General features: G+C 67.4%; 25 protein-coding genes. 2 read left to right on the top strand and 23 right to left on the bottom strand.

Annotated features, from left to right (window positions below):
- The 22 genes from AB1K56_RS10575 to rpsJ form a co-directional block, all read right to left on the bottom strand.
- Complete coding sequence (locus AB1K56_RS10575) at positions 1-588, bottom strand: adenylate kinase (RefSeq protein WP_371205601.1); 588 nt, start codon at positions 586-588, stop codon at positions 1-3.
- Positions 585-1,907 (bottom strand): preprotein translocase subunit SecY, encoded by a 1,323-nt coding sequence (secY, locus tag AB1K56_RS10570; RefSeq protein ID WP_136585939.1) that lies wholly within the window; start codon positions 1,905-1,907, stop codon positions 585-587. The genes AB1K56_RS10575 and secY overlap by 4 nt, the downstream gene beginning before the upstream one ends.
- Before the next feature lie 109 nt (positions 1,908-2,016).
- A complete protein-coding gene (rplO, locus tag AB1K56_RS10565) occupies positions 2,017-2,550 on the bottom strand; it encodes a 50S ribosomal protein L15 (RefSeq protein ID WP_136585940.1) in 534 nt (177 codons plus the stop codon).
- Complete coding sequence (rpmD, locus tag AB1K56_RS10560; RefSeq protein ID WP_013583998.1) at positions 2,550-2,735, bottom strand: 50S ribosomal protein L30; 186 nt, start codon at positions 2,733-2,735, stop codon at positions 2,550-2,552. The genes rplO and rpmD overlap by 1 nt, the downstream gene beginning before the upstream one ends.
- Entirely contained in the window at positions 2,735-3,415 is a 681-nt protein-coding gene (rpsE, locus tag AB1K56_RS10555; protein ID WP_056226274.1) for a 30S ribosomal protein S5, read from the bottom strand. Before rpsE ends, rpmD begins: the two co-directional genes overlap by 1 nt.
- On the bottom strand, positions 3,412-3,771 hold the full coding sequence (gene rplR / locus AB1K56_RS10550; RefSeq protein ID WP_043361012.1) for a 50S ribosomal protein L18: 360 nt from the start codon (positions 3,769-3,771) through the stop codon (positions 3,412-3,414). The genes rpsE and rplR overlap by 4 nt, the downstream gene beginning before the upstream one ends.
- A gap of 2 nt (positions 3,772-3,773) precedes the next feature.
- Positions 3,774-4,310 (bottom strand): 50S ribosomal protein L6, encoded by a 537-nt coding sequence (gene rplF / locus AB1K56_RS10545; protein ID WP_136585941.1) that lies wholly within the window; start codon positions 4,308-4,310, stop codon positions 3,774-3,776.
- Between the two features lie 6 nt (positions 4,311-4,316).
- Positions 4,317-4,715, bottom strand: a complete 399-nt coding sequence (gene rpsH / locus AB1K56_RS10540; protein ID WP_013584002.1) for a 30S ribosomal protein S8 — start codon at positions 4,713-4,715, stop codon at positions 4,317-4,319.
- A gap of 92 nt (positions 4,716-4,807) precedes the next feature.
- The gene (rplE, locus tag AB1K56_RS10535; RefSeq protein ID WP_076673711.1) at positions 4,808-5,398 is read right to left on the bottom strand and encodes a 50S ribosomal protein L5; all 591 of its coding nucleotides are present in this window, start codon (positions 5,396-5,398) and stop codon (positions 4,808-4,810) included.
- Positions 5,399-5,400: 2 nt separating this feature from the next.
- Positions 5,401-5,760 carry a 50S ribosomal protein L24 gene (gene rplX, locus AB1K56_RS10530; protein ID WP_076673708.1) on the bottom strand — a complete coding sequence of 120 codons (360 nt, stop codon included), beginning with the start codon at positions 5,758-5,760 and terminating at the stop codon, positions 5,401-5,403.
- A 2-nt stretch (positions 5,761-5,762) separates the two neighbouring features.
- On the bottom strand, positions 5,763-6,131 hold the full coding sequence (gene rplN, locus AB1K56_RS10525; RefSeq protein ID WP_013584005.1) for a 50S ribosomal protein L14: 369 nt from the start codon (positions 6,129-6,131) through the stop codon (positions 5,763-5,765).
- A gap of 35 nt (positions 6,132-6,166) precedes the next feature.
- A complete protein-coding gene (gene rpsQ / locus AB1K56_RS10520) occupies positions 6,167-6,493 on the bottom strand; it encodes a 30S ribosomal protein S17 (protein ID WP_076673706.1) in 327 nt (108 codons plus the stop codon).
- The gene (rpmC, locus tag AB1K56_RS10515) at positions 6,493-6,807 is read right to left on the bottom strand and encodes a 50S ribosomal protein L29 (RefSeq protein WP_136585942.1); all 315 of its coding nucleotides are present in this window, start codon (positions 6,805-6,807) and stop codon (positions 6,493-6,495) included. Before rpmC ends, rpsQ begins: the two co-directional genes overlap by 1 nt.
- Positions 6,807-7,226: a 50S ribosomal protein L16 gene (rplP, locus tag AB1K56_RS10510; protein WP_136585943.1), complete on the bottom strand. Its 420-nt coding sequence runs from the start codon at positions 7,224-7,226 to the stop codon at positions 6,807-6,809. The genes rpmC and rplP overlap by 1 nt, the downstream gene beginning before the upstream one ends.
- On the bottom strand, positions 7,226-7,984 hold the full coding sequence (gene rpsC, locus AB1K56_RS10505) for a 30S ribosomal protein S3 (protein ID WP_058230882.1): 759 nt from the start codon (positions 7,982-7,984) through the stop codon (positions 7,226-7,228). The genes rplP and rpsC overlap by 1 nt, the downstream gene beginning before the upstream one ends.
- The gene (rplV, locus tag AB1K56_RS10500; RefSeq protein ID WP_136585944.1) at positions 7,984-8,382 is read right to left on the bottom strand and encodes a 50S ribosomal protein L22; all 399 of its coding nucleotides are present in this window, start codon (positions 8,380-8,382) and stop codon (positions 7,984-7,986) included. Before rplV ends, rpsC begins: the two co-directional genes overlap by 1 nt.
- Positions 8,383-8,404: 22 nt before the next feature.
- Positions 8,405-8,686, bottom strand: coding sequence for a 30S ribosomal protein S19 (gene rpsS, locus AB1K56_RS10495; protein WP_013584011.1), 282 nt, complete (start codon positions 8,684-8,686; stop codon positions 8,405-8,407).
- Positions 8,687-8,698: 12 nt separating this feature from the next.
- The gene (rplB, locus tag AB1K56_RS10490; RefSeq protein ID WP_251536293.1) at positions 8,699-9,538 is read right to left on the bottom strand and encodes a 50S ribosomal protein L2; all 840 of its coding nucleotides are present in this window, start codon (positions 9,536-9,538) and stop codon (positions 8,699-8,701) included.
- A gap of 24 nt (positions 9,539-9,562) precedes the next feature.
- On the bottom strand, positions 9,563-9,862 hold the full coding sequence (gene rplW / locus AB1K56_RS10485) for a 50S ribosomal protein L23 (RefSeq protein ID WP_264629983.1): 300 nt from the start codon (positions 9,860-9,862) through the stop codon (positions 9,563-9,565).
- Positions 9,859-10,521 (bottom strand): 50S ribosomal protein L4, encoded by a 663-nt coding sequence (rplD, locus tag AB1K56_RS10480; protein ID WP_371205600.1) that lies wholly within the window; start codon positions 10,519-10,521, stop codon positions 9,859-9,861. Before rplD ends, rplW begins: the two co-directional genes overlap by 4 nt.
- Positions 10,522-10,523: 2 nt before the next feature.
- On the bottom strand, positions 10,524-11,183 hold the full coding sequence (rplC, locus tag AB1K56_RS10475; RefSeq protein ID WP_056226244.1) for a 50S ribosomal protein L3: 660 nt from the start codon (positions 11,181-11,183) through the stop codon (positions 10,524-10,526).
- Between the two features lie 8 nt (positions 11,184-11,191).
- Positions 11,192-11,500, bottom strand: a complete 309-nt coding sequence (rpsJ, locus tag AB1K56_RS10470) for a 30S ribosomal protein S10 (protein ID WP_013584016.1) — start codon at positions 11,498-11,500, stop codon at positions 11,192-11,194.
- A 486-nt stretch (positions 11,501-11,986) separates the two neighbouring features.
- Here rpsJ and AB1K56_RS10465 point away from each other — a divergent pair, with 486 nt between their 5' ends.
- Positions 11,987-13,072 (top strand): hypothetical protein, encoded by a 1,086-nt coding sequence (locus AB1K56_RS10465; protein WP_371205599.1) that lies wholly within the window; start codon positions 11,987-11,989, stop codon positions 13,070-13,072.
- Positions 13,069-13,785 (top strand): signal peptidase I, encoded by a 717-nt coding sequence (gene lepB, locus AB1K56_RS10460; protein WP_371205598.1) that lies wholly within the window; start codon positions 13,069-13,071, stop codon positions 13,783-13,785. The genes AB1K56_RS10465 and lepB overlap by 4 nt, the downstream gene beginning before the upstream one ends.
- 106 nt (positions 13,786-13,891) lie before the next feature.
- On the opposite strand, the gene AB1K56_RS10455 is transcribed toward lepB, so the two are convergent.
- A complete protein-coding gene (locus AB1K56_RS10455; RefSeq protein ID WP_275797916.1) occupies positions 13,892-14,107 on the bottom strand; it encodes a hypothetical protein in 216 nt (71 codons plus the stop codon).
- Positions 14,108-14,222 lie beyond the last annotated feature (115 nt).

The following is a 14,222-nucleotide window of genomic DNA, read 5'->3' as shown; positions in this document are numbered from 1 at the left end:
TCAGCGAGCCGAGATGCCGCGCGCGTCGAGCGCCGCGAAGATACGGGCCGTGACCTCGTCGAGGCTGCCGACGCCGTCGATCTCGTCGACGATGCCGCGCGTGCCGTAGACGTCGAGGATCGGGGCGGTCTCCCGCTCGTAGATCCCCAGGCGCGTCGCGATCGCTTCCTCGGTGTCGTCGGCGCGACCCTGCTCGGCCGCGCGCGCGGTCAGGCGCGACAGGGACTCCTCGCGCGGGACGACCAGAGCGATGACGGCGTCGAGGGACTCGTCGCGCCCCTCGAGGAACTCGTCGAGGTGCAGCACCTGCGCGAGGTTGCGGGGGTACCCGTCGAGCAGGAATCCGTCCGCGGCATCCTGCTGGGCGAGACGATCGCGCACGACGGCGCTCGTGAGCTCGTCGGGGACCAGGTCGCCGCCGTCGATGATCGACTTGACCTGCAGGCCGAGCTCCGTGCCGTCCTTGACGTTGGCGCGGAAGACGTCGCCCGTCGAGACGACGGGGATGCCGAGGGCTTCGCCGACGCGGACGCCCTGCGTTCCCTTTCCGGAACCCTGGGGTCCGACGATCAGAAGACGCGCGGTCATCGCAGCAGCCCTTCGTAGTGACGCTGCTGGAGTTGCGCGTCGATCTGCTTCACCGTCTCGAGACCGACACCCACGATGATGAGGATCGAGGCGCCGCCGAACGGGAAGTTCTGGTTGGCACCGACCGTCGCGAGCGCCACGAGGGGCAGCAGCGCGATGAGGCCGAGGTAGATGGAGCCCGGCAGCGTGATGCGCGTGAGCACGTAGTCGAGGTACTCCGCCGTGGGACGGCCCGCACGGATGCCGGGAATGAAGCCGCCGTACTTCTTCATGTTGTCGGCGACGTCGACCGGGTTGAACGTGATCGCGACGTAGAAGTACGCGAAGCCGATGATCAGCAGGAAGTAGATCAGCATGTACAGCGGGTGGTCGCCGCGCGTGAGGTACTGCGAGATCCACGTGACCCACGGCTGCGGCTCCTGGCCCGCCTGCGGCTGGTTGAACTGCGCGATCAGCGCGGGGATGTACAGCAGCGACGAGGCGAAGATGACGGGCACGACGCCGGCCATGTTGACCTTGATCGGGATGTAGGTGTTCGTGCCGCCGTAGGTGCGGCGGCCGACCATGCGCTTGGCGTACTGCACGGGGATGCGGCGCTGCGACTGCTCGACGAAGACGACGAGGCCGACGATGACGACGCTGACGGCGAGGACGAGGAGGAAGACCTCGACGCCGCGGGCGTTGAGGATCGAGATCATCGCGCCGGGGAAGGTGGCGGCGATCGAGGTGAAGATGAGGATCGACATGCCGTTGCCGACGCCGCGCTCGGTGACGAGCTCGGCGAACCACATGACCAGGCCGGTACCGGCGGTCATCGTGATGATCATGAGCAGCTGCGCCCACCAGATGTCGTTGGTGAGCAGCTGCTGGCACTCGGGCACGCCGGCCGAACCGAAGAGCTGGCCCGAGCGGGCGACGGTGACCAGCGTCGTGGACTGCAGCAGCGCCAGCGCGATCGTGAGGTAGCGCGTGTACTGCGTGAGCTTGGCCTGACCGGCCTGACCCTCTTTGTACAGCGTCTCGAAGTGGGGGATGACGACGCGCAGCAGCTGCACGATGATCGTCGCCGTGATGTACGGCATCACGCCCAGCGCGAAGATCGACAGCTGCAGCAGCGCACCGCCCGAGAACAGGTTCACCAGCGAGAGCAGGCCCTCGGTGCCCCCCGACTGGTTCAGACACTGCTGAACGTTGGGGAAGTCGACGAAGGGCGTCGGCACGTGGGCACCCAGCCGGTAGATGGCGATGATGCCCAGCGTGAAGGCGATCTTCCGCCTCAGGTCGGGCGTGCGGAAAACCCGCGCGATGGCGCTGAACAAGGGAGAATCCTCCAGAACGATCTCGGCGCGCGACGGGGCGCACACCAAATCAGACTAACCCAGAAGGGGCCGACGGCCGTAAGGCCGCCGGCCCCTTCGGGGTCGGGCGTCAGTTGACGGAGCCGCCGGCGGCGACGATCTTCTGCTCAGCCGAGCCGGAGACCTTGTCGACCGAAACGGTCAGCGCGACCGAGATGTCGCCGGTGCCGAGCACCTTGACCTTCTCGTTCTTGCGGACGGCACCCTTGGCCACGAGGTCGGCGACGGTGACGTCGCCGCCCTGCGGGTAGAGCTCGGCGAGCTTCTCCAGGTTCACGACCTGGTACTCGACGCGGAACGGGTTCTTGAAGCCGCGGAGCTTCGGGGTGCGCATGTGCAGCGGCATCTGCCCACCCTCGAAGCCGACCTTGACCTGGTAACGGGCCTTGGTTCCCTTGGTACCGCGACCGGCCGTCTTACCCTTCGAGCCCTCACCGCGACCGACACGGGTCTTCGCGGTGTGAGCGCCCGGGACGGGACGCAGGTGGTGGACCTTCAGCACGCCGGGGCGCGCCGCGGGGGCTTCCTTCTTGGCGGCCGTCTTGCCGGCCGTCGACTTCTTCGGGGCGTCGACCGTGGCGGTCTCGTCCTTCTTGGCAGCCATTAGTCGATCTCCTCAACCTTGACGAGGTGGGCGACGGTCTTGACGTAACCGCGCGTCTGCGCGTCGTCGGGACGGACGACCGAGTCGCCGATCCGCTTGAGACCGAGCGAGCGCAGCGTGTCACGCTGGTTCTGCTTCTCGCTCACCTTGGACTTGATCTGCGTGACCTTCAGACGCTCGGCCATCAGGCACCTACCTTCTGAGCGGCGGCCTCGGCGCGCACGAGGCGGGCCGGGGCGACCTGGTCGAACTCCAGGCCACGGCGGGCGGCCACGGCGCGGGGCTCCTCGAGCGACTTCAGAGCCTCGACGGTCGCGTGCACGATGTTGATCGTGTTCGACGAACCGAGCGACTTCGAGAGGACGTCGTGGATACCGGCGCACTCGAGGACGGCGCGGACGGGACCACCGGCGATAACACCGGTACCGGCGGCGGCGGGGCGCAGGAGCACCACACCGGCAGCGGCCTCACCCTGGACGGGGTGCGGGATGGTCGAGCCCGAGCGGGGGACGCGGAAGAAGTTGCGCTTGGCCTCTTCGACACCCTTCGAGATCGCGAGGGGGACTTCGCGGGCCTTGCCGTAGCCGACACCCACGACGCCGTTGCCGTCACCCACGACGACGAGCGCCGTGAAGCTGAAGCGACGGCCGCCCTTGACGACCTTCGAGACGCGGTTGATGGTGACGACGCGCTCGAGGAACTGGCTCTCGTTGCGGTCGCGCGAACCACGGTCGCGCTGGTTGGTGTTGCGCTCGCGACCACCGCGACGGGGCTCGCGCTCGCGCTCGGCGGGGGCCTGAGCCGCAGCCGCACCCTCAGCCGGTGCAGTCTGCTCGGTCACTTCGGTCTCCTTGTTGTCACTCACAGGTTCAGCCCTCCTTCGCGAGCTCCGTCGGCGATCGCCGCGACGCGTCCGGCGTAGCGGTTGCCGCCACGGTCGAACACGACGTCGGAGACGCCCACGGCCTTGGCACGCTCGGCGACGAGCTCGCCGACCTTGCGGGCCTTGGCGGTCTTGTCACCGTCGAAACCGCGCAGGTCGGTCTCGAGGGTCGAGGCGGAGGCCACCGTGTGGCCCTTGCTGTCGTCCACGACCTGGACGAACACGTGGCGCGCCGAACGCGTCACGACGAGGCGGGGGCGCAGCTCGGTGCCGACGACCTTCTTGCGAAGGCGCGCGTGACGACGAGCACGAGCGACAGACTTTGTCTTGACAGCCATGGTCACTTACCACTCTTTCCGGCCTTGCGGCGCACGACCTCGCCCGCGTACCGCACACCCTTGCCCTTGTACGGCTCGGGCTTGCGGATCTTGCGGATGTTGGCGGCGGCCTCGCCGACGGCCTGCTTGTCGATGCCGCTCACGGTGACCTTGTTGTTGCCTTCGACCGTGAGGGTGATGCCCGCGGGCGGGTCGATCAGGACGGGGTGCGAGAAGCCGAGGGCGAACTCGATCGAGCTGCCCTTCTGCGCCACGCGGTAACCCGTGCCGACGACCTCGAGGCCCTTGGAGTAGCCCTGGGTGACACCGATGATGTTGTTGTTGATGAGGGTGCGGGTCAGGCCGTGGAGCGACCGCGACTCGCGCTCATCGTCGGGGCGGGTGACGAGAACCTGGTTCTCCTCGACCGACACCTCGAGGGGCTGCGCAACGGTGAGCGCGAGCTCGCCCTTGGGGCCCTTGACGTTGACCTCCCGGCCGTTCACCGAAACGGTGACGCCGGCGGGGATGTCGATGGGAAGACGTCCAATACGCGACATGTCAGATCACCACACGTAGGCGAGGACTTCCCCGCCGACGCCCTTCTGCTCGGCCTGACGGTCGGTGAGGAGACCGGAGGAGGTGGACAGGATGGCGACGCCGAGTCCGCCGAGGACCGTGGGGACCTCGGTCGACTTCGCGTACACGCGAAGGCCGGGCTTGGAGACGCGCTTGATGCCGGCGATCGACCGCTCGCGGTTCGGGCCGTACTTCAGCGTCATGTTGAGGGTCTGGCCGACACGCGCGTCTTCGACGCTCCAGTCGGCGATGTAACCCTCCTGCTTGAGGATGGCGGCGATGTTCGTCTTGAGCTTCGAGCTCGGCATCGACACGGAGTCGTGGTGCGCCGAGTTCGCGTTGCGCAGACGGGTCAGCATGTCTGCGACCGGGTCTGTCATCGTCATGTGTTGCTTCTTTCTTTCATGAGGTTTCGGCTGCCGTTACACGACAGCCGACCTTCGATGACGGGCCCCCGGAAACCCGGGGGCCCGAGGGGTCAGGCCTGCTGGTCGGCCGACTGGAAGGGGAACCCGAGCTGGCGGAGCAGCGAACGGCCTTCGTCGTCGGTCTTGGCAGTGGTGACGATGGTGATGTCGAAACCACGCACGCGGTCGATGCGGTCCTGATCGATCTCGTGGAACACGGACTGCTCCTGGAGACCGAAGGTGTAGTTGCCGTTGCCGTCGAACTGCTTGGCCGACAGACCGCGGAAGTCGCGGATGCGGGGCAGGGCGAGGTTGACGAGGCGGTCGATGAACTCCCACGCACGGTCGCCACGGAGGGTGACGTGCGCGCCGATGGCCTGGCCCTCACGCAGCTTGAACTGCGCGATGGACTTGCGGGCCTTGGTGACGACGGGCTTCTGACCGGTGATCTTGGTGAGGTCGTCGACCGCACCATCGATCACCTTGCTGTCACGAGCGGCCTCGCCGACACCGGTGTTCACGACGACCTTGACCAGGCCGGGGATCTGCATGACGTTCTCGTAGCCGAACTCGTCCTGCAGCGCCTTCTTGATCTCGGCGTTGTACTTCTGCTTGAGGCGGGGCTGGATCTTGCCAGTCTCCGCGGCAGTCACGGTGCTCATGTTCAGAGGTCCTTGCCTGACTTCTTCGCGTAGCGCACACGGACGGTGCGCTTGACGCCGTCCTTCACCTGCTCCTCGACACGGTGGCCGACACGGGTCGGCTTCTTGGTCGAGGGGTCGACGAGCGCGACGTTGGAGATGTGGATCGGGGCCTCGAACGTCTCGATGCCACCGGTCTTGGTGCCGCGCTGGGACTGGCCCACGCGGTTGTGCTTGGTGACGTAGTTCACGCCCTCGACGATGACGCGGTTCTGCTCGGACAGGACCTCGAGGACCTTGCCCTGCTTACCGCGGTCGCCGCCGCGCTCGGGCTTGGCACCCGAGATGACCTGAACCAGGTCGCCCTTCTTGATTTTCGCCATGATCAGATGACCTCCGGGGCGAGCGAGACGATCTTCATGAACTTCTTGTCACGAAGCTCACGACCGACCGGTCCGAAGATACGGGTGCCGCGGGGCTCCCCGTCGTTCTTCAGGATCACGGCGGCGTTCTCGTCGAACTTGATGTACGAGCCGTCGGGACGGCGGGTCTGCTTCACGACGCGGACGACGACGGCCTTGACCACGTCGCCCTTCTTGACGTTTCCACCGGGGATCGCGTCCTTGACCGTGGCGACGATGACGTCACCGAGGCCGGCGTAGCGACGGTTGGAGCCGCCGAGCACGCGGATCGTGAGCAGCTCCTTGGCGCCGGTGTTGTCGGCGACCTTCAGCCGGGATTCGTTCTGAATCACTTTTTACTCCTTGGGTTCCAAGCAAGCCGCGAGGCTTACTTGGCCTTCTCGAGGATCTCGACCAGGCGCCAGCGCTTGGTGGCGCTGAGCGGACGGGTCTCGTTGATGACGACCAGGTCGCCGATGCCCGCCGAGTTGGTCTCGTCGTGCGCCTTGACCTTGGAGGTGCGGCGGATGACCTTGCCGTAGAGCGGGTGCTTCACGCGGTCCTCGACCTCGACGACGATCGTCTTGTCCATCTTGTCGCTGACGACGTAGCCACGACGCGCCTTGCGGTAACCGCGGGCGTTCTCGTCGCGAACGTCGTTCTCGGCGTGCTCGTGGCCGGCGACCTGCGCCTCGGCCTTCTTCGCGGTAGCCATTACTCCGCCTCTTCCTTCGTGGCGTCGTCAGCGGCATCCGCCTTCTTCGCCTTGCTCTTCTTCGCCTTCGCCGGAGCCTCGACCGGAGCCGGGGTGGCGCGGATGCCGAGCTCGCGCTCACGGATCACCGTGTACAGACGCGCGATGTCGCGCTTGACTGCACGGATGCGACCGTGGCTCTCGAGCTGGCCGGTGGCCGACTGGAAGCGCAGGTTGAACAGCTCTTCCTTGGCCTTGCGCAGCTCCTCGACGAGGCGCTGGTCTTCGAACGTGTCGAGCTCGCTCGGGGCGAGCTGCTTGGTGCCGATCGCCATTACGCGTCGCCCTCCTCGCGCTTGATGATGCGTGCCTTCAGCGGCAGCTTGTGGATGGCTCGGGTCAGTGCTTCACGAGCGAGTTCCTCGTTGACACCCGCGACCTCGAAGAGGACGCGGCCCGGCTTGACGTTGGCAACCCACCACTCGGGGGAACCCTTACCGGAACCCATGCGGGTTTCGGCCGGCTTCTTGGTGAGCGGACGGTCGGGGTAGATGTTGATCCACACCTTTCCACCACGCTTGATGTGACGCGTCATGGCGATACGAGCGGACTCGATCTGACGGTTGGTCACGTAGGCGGGGGTCAGAGCCTGGATGCCGAACTCACCGAACGACACCGAGGTGCCACCGGTGGCCTGGCCCGAGCGACCGGGGTGGTGCTGCTTGCGGTACTTGACCTTGCGGGGGATGAGCATTACGCCGACGCTCCTTCTGCCACGGGGGCCTCGTTGCGCGGGCCACGACGACGGTCGCCACCGCGGTCGTCACGACCGCGCGACTTGGGCGCGTTGGCCTGCTCGCGGGCGAGCTCCTTGTTGGTGAGGTCGCCCTTGTAGATCCAGACCTTCACGCCGATGCGGCCGAAGGTCGTCTTGGCCTCGTAGAAGCCGTAGTCGATGTTCGCGCGCAGGGTGTGCAGGGGCACACGGCCTTCGCGGTAGAACTCGGAGCGGCTCATCTCGGCGCCGCCGAGGCGACCCGACACCTGGATGCGGACACCCTTGGCGCCGGCGCGCTGCGCGCCCTGCAGACCCTTGCGCATCGCGCGACGGAACGCCACGCGAGCAGAGAGCTGCTCGGCGACACCCTGCGCGACCAGCTGAGCGTCGGCCTCGGGGTTCTTAACCTCGAGGATGTTCAGCTGGATCTGCTTGCCGGTGAGCTTCTCGAGGTCGGCGCGGATGCGCTCGGCCTCGGCGCCGCGGCGACCGATCACGATGCCCGGGCGGGCGGTGTGGATGTCGACGCGGACGCGGTCACGCGTGCGCTCGATCTCGATGTTGCTGACACCGGCGCGGTCGAGCGAGGTGGTCAGCAGGCGACGGATCTTGATGTCCTCGGCGAGGTAGTCGGCGTAACGCTGACCGGGCTTCGTCGAGTCCGAGAACCACCGCGACACGTGGTCGGTGGTGATGCCGAGGCGGAAGCCGTACGGGTTGACCTTCTGTCCCATTACTTGCTCGCCTTCTTGTTGGCGCGAGCCGGGGCTGCCTCAGCGGCCTCGGGCGTCGCGAGCACGACCGTGATGTGGCTCGTGCGCTTCTTGATCTGGAAGGCGCGACCCTGAGCGCGGGGCTGGAAACGCTTCAGCGTCGTGCCCTCGTCGACGTACGCGTTCTTCACGTACAGGTCGGCGTCATCCAGGTATTCGTTCGTCTTGTCGGCGGTGACGCGAGCGTTCGCGATCGCCGAGGCGACGAGCTTGTAGATCGGCTCGCTCGCGCCCTGCGGCGCGAACTTCAGGATGGCGAGGGCCTCTTCGGCCTGCTTCCCCTTGATGAGCGCGACGACACGACGAGCCTTCTGAGGGGTCACGCGGATGTGTCGCACGCGTGCGATGGACTCCACCATTTCTCTCTCCTCCTCGGTCGCCTTAGCGGCGACGGCCCTTCTTGTCGTCCTTCACGTGGCCGCGGAAGGTGCGGGTGGGCGAGAACTCGCCCAGCTTGTGGCCGACCATGGTCTCGGTCACGAACACGGGGATGTGCTTGCGACCGTCGTGCACGGCGATGGTGTGTCCCAGCATGGCGGGGATGATCATCGAACGGCGCGACCAGGTCTTGATGACGTTCTTGGAACCGGCTTCGTTCTGCGAGACGACCTTGCGAAGCAGGTGCTCGTCGACGAAGGGGCCCTTCTTAAGGCTGCGAGGCATCTTCCTCTACTCCTACTTGCGCTTCTTGCCGGCGGTGCGACGGCGGACGATGAGCTTGTCGCTCTCCTTGTTCGCGTGGCGGGTGCGGCCCTCGGCCTTGCCCCACGGCGAAACAGGGTGACGACCACCGGAGGTCTTACCCTCACCACCACCGTGCGGGTGGTCGACCGGGTTCATGGCGACACCACGCACGGTCGGGCGGACGCCCTTCCAGCGCATGCGGCCGGCCTTGCCCCAGTTGATGTTCGACTGCTCGGCGTTGCCGACCTCGCCGATCGTGGCGCGGCAGCGCACGTCGACGTTGCGGATCTCGCCGGAGGGCAGACGCAGCTGCGCGTAGGGGCCGTCCTTCGCGACCAGACGCACCGAGGCGCCGGCCGAACGGGCCATCTTCGCTCCGCCGCCGGGACGCAGCTCGATCGCGTGGATCACGGTACCGGTGGGGATGTTGCGCAGCGGCAGGTTGTTGCCGGGCTTGATGTCAGCGCCGGCACCCGACTCGACGACGTCGCCCTGCGCCAGCTTCGCCGGGGCGAGGATGTAGCGCTTCTCACCGTCGGCGTAGTGCAGCAGCGCGATGCGCGCGGTGCGGTTGGGGTCGTACTCGATGTGCGCGACCTTGGCGTCGATGCCGTCCTTGTCGTTACGACGGAAGTCGATCAGACGGTACTGACGCTTGTGGCCACCACCGATGTGACGCGTGGTGATGCGGCCCTGGTTGTTACGGCCACCGGTCTTCGACAGCGGGCGCAGCAGCGACTTCTCGGGCGTCGATCGGGTGATCTCGGCGAAGTCGGCCACCGACGAGCCGCGGCGACCGGGGGTCGTGGGCTTGTACTTGCGAATAGCCATTGTTGTTGTCCTCTATCCCGACCGTCAGCCGACAGACGTGAAGATGTCGATGGTGCCGGACTTCAGCGTGACGATGGCACGCTTGGTGTCCTTACGCTTGCCGATGCCGAAGCGGGTCCGACGGGCCTTGCCCTGACGGTTCAGCGTGTTCACCGAAGCGACCTTGACGCTGAAGATCTTCTCGATCGCGAGCTTGATCTCGGTCTTCGACGCACGGGGGTCCACCAGGAAGGTGTACTTGCCCTCGTCGATGAGCGAGTAGCTCTTCTCGGAGACGACCGGCTTCAGGATGATGTCGCGCGGGTCCTTGTTGACGGTGGTCATGCCGAGACCTCCTCGGTGGCAGCGCTCTTCGACGCGACGAACGCGTCGTAGGCGGCCTTGGTGAAGACGATGTCGTCGGAGACGAGCACGTCGTAGGTGTTCAGCTGGCCTACGGTCAGCACGTGGGCGTACGCGAGGTTGCGCACGCTCTTGATCGTCAGCTCGTCGTCGCGGTCGATGACCACGAGGACGTTCTTGACGGCACCGAAAGCCTTCAGCGCGGCAGCAGCGGCCTTGGTCGAGGGAGCACCCTCGATGGCGAAGCTGTCGACGATGTGCAGACGCTGGCCACGAGCGCGGTCGCTGAGCGCGCCCAGGAGGGCGGCGGCGATCATCTTCTTGGGGGTGCGCTGGCTGTAGTCGCGGGGCTTGGGACCGTGGACGATGCCACCACCGGTCATGTGCGGCGCGCGGATCGAGCCCTGACGGGCGTTACCCGTGCCCTTCTGCTTGAAGGGCTTGCGGCCGGCACCCGAGACCTCGCCACGACGCTTGGTCGAGTGCGTGCCCTGGCGAGCCGCGGCGCGCTGCGCCACGACGACCTGGTGGATGAGGGGGATGTTCGTCTTGACGTCGAAGATGGCGGCGGGCAGCTCCACGGAGCCGGCCTTCTTGCCGTCGGCCTTCAGGACGTCGAGCGCGAGAGTCGAGTCAGCCATGATCAGGCACCCTTCACTGCGTTGCGGACGTAGACGATGCGGCCACGAGCACCGGGGACGGCGCCCTTGACGAGCATCAGGCCCTTCTCGGCGTCGACGGCGTGCACCGTGAGGTTGAGGACGGTCACGCGCTCGCCACCCATACGGCCGGCCATGCGCATGCCCTTGAAGACGCGGCTCGGGGTCGACGAGGCGCCGATCGAACCGGGCTTGCGGTGGTTGCGGTGCGCACCGTGCGAAGCGGAGACGCCCTTGAAGTTGTGACGCTTCATGACACCGGCGGTGCCCTTGCCCTTGCTGGTGCCGACGACGTCGACCAGCTGGCCGGCCTCGAAGAGGCCGTCGACGGTGAGCTCCTGGCCCAGCGCGTAGTCGGCGGCATCCGCGGTGCGCACCTCGGTGAGGTGGCGGCGCGGGGTGACACCGGCGGCGTCGAAGTGAGCCGTGAGGGGCTTGTTCACCTTGCGGGGGTCGATCTGGCCGTAGCCGATCTGAACGGCGTTGTAGCCGTCCTTCTCGAGCGAGCGCAGCTGGGTCACGACGTTCGGGGCGACCTCGATGACGGTGACGGGAACGAGCTTGCCGTTCTCGTCCCACACCTGGGTCATGCCGAGCTTGGTGCCGAGGAGGCCCTTGGAGATCTTGGAGTTGATGTCAGCCATGTCGAACCTCAGAGCTTGATCTCGATGTTGACATCGGCCGGGAGGTCGAGACGCATCAGCGAGTCGACGGCCTTGGGCGTCGGGTCGATGATGTCGATGAGGCGCTTGTGGGTGCGCATCTCGAAGTGCTCGCGGCTGTCCTTGTACTTGTGGGGCGACCGGATGACGCACACGACGTTCTTCTCGGTCGGAAGGGGAACCGGGCCCACCACGGTGGCGCCGGCACGGGTCACGGTGTCGACGATCTTGCGCGCCGACGAGTCGAGCCCGGCGTGGTCGTACGACTTCAGGCGAATGCGGATCTTCTGTCCCGCCATTGTCTGCTCTCTCTCTTTCAGCGTCTTACCCGACCTGGGGCATTGGACGCACGGTGGTGCTGACGCACCCTGGCACTTCCCCTCGCTTTCGCGAGAGATGCTGCACCGCTGTTCAGCTGTCAAACCGCATGCCACGTCGTGGCATCCGGCCCGCCCCGCGCACGCACGCGTGCGAATCCCGTGAAGGATGAGGGGTTCGGTGTGGTGTTCTGCTGCCCGCGGCCCAGGACCCTGCGCTTCCGCGCCGCCTGTGCACTGCCGAGACAGTGATCCTGGCGCGCGCCGAGCGCGCGCCGGAATGTGGAACTGGTCTAGTCTACGGACCCCCGGCACGCGTCGCAAACCCGGGCGTGTCGCGCTCGGCGGATGCTCAGGATGCCGCCGTCCGCACTCCCCCGCCGCGGTCGCTCCCCCATAGGATGAGGGCGCTCGAGGGCGGTTCCGCGACGTGAATCCAGCGCCTCCACCCCGGGCAGGAAGACGCGAATGAGCCCGGTCGAGAAAGCCTCCCCCCTCACGACGGTCTGCGCGGTCGACGCGATGGGCGTCGACGTCGAACTCCGTGCCACGGCCGCGCTGCCGGATGCCGTGCGCTCGAGCATCCGCGCGGCGTGGAAGGACTGCCTCGCGACCGGGGCGGTGCCGCAGCACCGGCGTGCGATCGAGCTGTCGCCGGACTTCTTCGCCGACCCGGCCGCCGGGCTCTCCGACCTCTCCACCCGGGTGACGCTCGAAGCCCTCGACGCGCTGCGCGGCTCGCGACTCCTGCTGCACGCGGCGGGGGTGTCGAAGGAGGACGGCCGCACGATCGCGTTCGTGGGACCGTCCGGGCGCGGCAAGACCACGGCATCCCGTCATCTGGGTCGGCACTTCTCGTACGTGAGCGACGAGACGGTGGCGGTCGCCGCGGACCTCTCCGTCCGCTCGTATCGCAAGCCCCTGTCGGTCATCACGCCGGGGCTGGTGCACAAGGAGCAGATCGCTCCCAGCGACGTCGGCCTGCGCGATCTGCCGCCACGCCCGCTCCGCCTCGTCGGACTGACCCTGCTCGACCGGCAGCCCGATGCCGACGAGGTCGGCCCCGTCGTGGTCGACACGATCGACGCCATCTGCGAGATGACCCCTCAGATCAGCTATCTGCCGGAGTTGCCGACGCCCCTGCAGTGGTTGGCTCGGCTGTTCGACGCCGTCGGTGCGCCGACGCGCCTCGTCTATCGGGATGCCACGGAACTCCCCGCGCTCGTGGAGCGGATGTTCGAGGCCTCGCCGTCGATGCCGGCGACGTGGGCGCTCCCCCACCGGTCGGATTCGTCCGGGCCGTGGCGCGCGGGGCGGTACGACGATGCGATCCTCGTCGACGGGCGCGCGTGCATCCTGCGCGACGGGGTGGTGACCGCCCTCGGCGAGCTCGGCCGCCTCGTGTGGGTGAAGTGCCTCGAGGGCGCGACGGTCGAGGCCACGATGACCGCGGCGGTCGCCGAGTTCGGCGAGCCGGAGGGGGCCGACGCCGCCACCCTGGTCGCCGGCACGCTCGACGAACTGTGCTCGCTCGGCTTCATCGAGGCCGCATGACGACCGGAGCGACGCGTCCGGCGCAGGAGCGCAGCGTGTGGCGGCGGGTGCGCCGCTCGCCGATCACGCACGTGGTCGCCGCGTTCGTCGTGCTCGCGCTCGTGCAGTTGTTCTTCGTCAAGCCGTTCCAGGTGCCGTCCGAGTCGATGTCGCCCACCCTCGAGACGGGGGATCGCATTCTGGCGGATCGCATCTCGCTCTCGTTCGGCGACCCGGTGCAGGGCGACGTGATCGTCTTCTCCCGCCCCGACACGTGGAAGACGGATGCCGCACCGCGCGGCGCGCTTCGGACAGCGGTGGGGTGGGTCGGCGACCTGGTGGGATTCGGCCCGAGCAACCTCGACGCCCTCGTGAAACGCGTCGTGGGAGAACCCGGCTCGACCGTGCAGTGCTGCAGCGCCGAAGGGGCGGTGCAAGTCGACGGCGTCGCGCTCGACGAGAGCTACGTCCGCAACGATGCGCCGTTCGTCGCCGGGCAGCTCGACTGCGGCAGCGTCCCGGCGTCGACGCGGTGCTTCGGGCCGATCACGGTTCCCGACGGCGAGTACCTCGTGATGGGCGACAACAGGGCGAACTCGGCGGATTCGGTCGTCGGATGCCGCGGGGCCCCGGCATCCGCGGAGTGTGCGCGCTTCGTGCCCCGCAGCGACGTGATCGGCGAGGTGCGGGCCATCCTCTGGCCCCTGGACCGCGCGTTCGGACCGCTCGACTGAGCGGGCGGCATCCGTCGGGTGGGCCGAGAGCGTCTCGGGACGCTCTTCACCGCCCGTCACGCGCGGCGGCGCCGCCCCGGAGGACGGCGCCGCGGCGTACGGGGTCTCAGGCGTTGCCGATGTGCTTGTCGACGTTCTGACGGACCTCGTCGACCTTCGCGTGCTGCTCGGCCGGCACGACCTTCTTGATCGCGTCGGCCGCGCCGTCGAGGATCTTGTCGCTGACCTCTTCGGCCTTCTCGCTCTTGAGAGCCTCTTCGATCTTGTCGCGGTTCTCGTCGAGGAGCTTCTTGCCCTTGTTGATGATGTCGTCGACGCCCATGGCGTTCCCCCTCACTCGCACGATCCGGCCGGAACGCCGGTTCGATTCACGCTCATTTTGGCGTGCGGGGCCGTCGCCCGGAAGACATTGACGGACGCAGATGACGAAGGGCGCC

This window comes from Microbacterium sp. BWR-S6Y (assembly GCF_041379845.1).
Lineage (GTDB): Bacteria > Actinomycetota > Actinomycetes > Actinomycetales > Microbacteriaceae > Microbacterium > Microbacterium hydrothermale.
Note: the sequence above shows the minus strand (reverse complement) of the source record. Positions and strands in the feature narration are given on the sequence as shown.

Bases quoted from the DNA above. Each gene is read 5' to 3' on its own strand.
- AB1K56_RS10575 (WP_371205601.1), bottom strand. From the start codon at position 588: ATGACCGCGCGTCTTCTGATCGTCGGACCCCAGGGTTCCGGAAAGGGA.
- rplO (WP_136585940.1), bottom strand. From the start codon at position 2,550: ATGGCTGCCAAGAAGGACGAGACCGCCACGGTCGACGCCCCGAAGAAG.
- rpmD (WP_013583998.1), bottom strand. From the start codon at position 2,735: ATGGCCGAGCGTCTGAAGGTCACGCAGATCAAGTCCAAGGTGAGCGAG.
- rplR (WP_043361012.1), bottom strand. From the start codon at position 3,771: ATGGCTGTCAAGACAAAGTCTGTCGCTCGTGCTCGTCGTCACGCGCGC.
- rplF (WP_136585941.1), bottom strand. From the start codon at position 4,310: ATGTCGCGTATTGGACGTCTTCCCATCGACATCCCCGCCGGCGTCACC.
- rpsH (WP_013584002.1), bottom strand. From the start codon at position 4,715: ATGACGATGACAGACCCGGTCGCAGACATGCTGACCCGTCTGCGCAAC.
- rplE (WP_076673711.1), bottom strand. From the start codon at position 5,398: ATGAGCACCGTGACTGCCGCGGAGACTGGCAAGATCCAGCCCCGCCTC.
- rplX (WP_076673708.1), bottom strand. From the start codon at position 5,760: ATGGCGAAAATCAAGAAGGGCGACCTGGTTCAGGTCATCTCGGGTGCC.
- rpsQ (WP_076673706.1), bottom strand. From the start codon at position 6,493: ATGGCTACCGCGAAGAAGGCCGAGGCGCAGGTCGCCGGCCACGAGCAC.
- rpmC (WP_136585942.1), bottom strand. From the start codon at position 6,807: ATGGCGATCGGCACCAAGCAGCTCGCCCCGAGCGAGCTCGACACGTTC.
- rplP (WP_136585943.1), bottom strand. From the start codon at position 7,226: ATGCTCATCCCCCGCAAGGTCAAGTACCGCAAGCAGCACCACCCCGGT.
- rpsC (WP_058230882.1), bottom strand. From the start codon at position 7,984: ATGGGACAGAAGGTCAACCCGTACGGCTTCCGCCTCGGCATCACCACC.
- rplV (WP_136585944.1), bottom strand. From the start codon at position 8,382: ATGGTGGAGTCCATCGCACGCGTGCGACACATCCGCGTGACCCCTCAG.
- rpsS (WP_013584011.1), bottom strand. From the start codon at position 8,686: ATGCCTCGCAGCCTTAAGAAGGGCCCCTTCGTCGACGAGCACCTGCTT.
- rplB (WP_251536293.1), bottom strand. From the start codon at position 9,538: ATGGCTATTCGCAAGTACAAGCCCACGACCCCCGGTCGCCGCGGCTCG.
- rplW (WP_264629983.1), bottom strand. From the start codon at position 9,862: ATGACCACCGTCAACAAGGACCCGCGCGACATCATCCTGAAGCCGGTC.
- rplD (WP_371205600.1), bottom strand. From the start codon at position 10,521: ATGGCTGACTCGACTCTCGCGCTCGACGTCCTGAAGGCCGACGGCAAG.
- rplC (WP_056226244.1), bottom strand. From the start codon at position 11,183: ATGGCTGACATCAACTCCAAGATCTCCAAGGGCCTCCTCGGCACCAAG.
- rpsJ (WP_013584016.1), bottom strand. From the start codon at position 11,500: ATGGCGGGACAGAAGATCCGCATTCGCCTGAAGTCGTACGACCACGCC.
- AB1K56_RS10465 (WP_371205599.1), top strand. From the start codon at position 11,987: ATGAGCCCGGTCGAGAAAGCCTCCCCCCTCACGACGGTCTGCGCGGTC.
- lepB (WP_371205598.1), top strand. From the start codon at position 13,069: ATGACGACCGGAGCGACGCGTCCGGCGCAGGAGCGCAGCGTGTGGCGG.
- AB1K56_RS10455 (WP_275797916.1), bottom strand. From the start codon at position 14,107: ATGGGCGTCGACGACATCATCAACAAGGGCAAGAAGCTCCTCGACGAG.